This is a genomic window from Deinococcus pimensis DSM 21231 (genome assembly GCF_000519345.1).
Lineage (GTDB): Bacteria > Deinococcota > Deinococci > Deinococcales > Deinococcaceae > Deinococcus_A > Deinococcus_A pimensis.
Genome location: NZ_KI912622.1, coordinates 23,051 through 23,398 on the forward strand (window position 1 = coordinate 23,051; position 348 = coordinate 23,398).

At 71.0% G+C, this 348-nt stretch carries 1 protein-coding gene; it reads right to left on the reverse strand.

The annotated features are described in order from the left end of the window. Positions 1-190: ATP-binding protein (locus DEIPI_RS38755; protein ID WP_045233500.1), on the reverse strand; the 190-nt coding region annotated here is incomplete at its 3' end. Positions 191-348 lie beyond the last annotated feature (158 nt).

Here is a 348-nt window from a genome sequence, read left to right on the forward strand (position 1 = left end):
CCACGAACGGGACGCTCGCGCCGCGGGCGTCGGTGTACGTGCGGGCGAGGGTGGTCTTGCCGACGCCGCCCGGACCGATGACGGTGACGAGGCGCACGTGGGGCGCCGCGAACAGGGCCGCGAGCTCGTCGAGGGCGCGCTCCCTTCCGACGAACGGCTGCGACGTGACGGCCTGAGGGTGCTGGATCACGGTGGGCTCCCCGACGTTCGCGGTTCGCCGTCCCCGGTGGGCGGCGGTGCGTCTTGTGCGTCAAGTCAGCTTAACGAGGCGCTCGCCTTTCTCATTGTGTGATTCACCCAGACCGGGTTCAGCCGCCGAGGCGCAGGACGCTCTGATTGCCGCGCAGG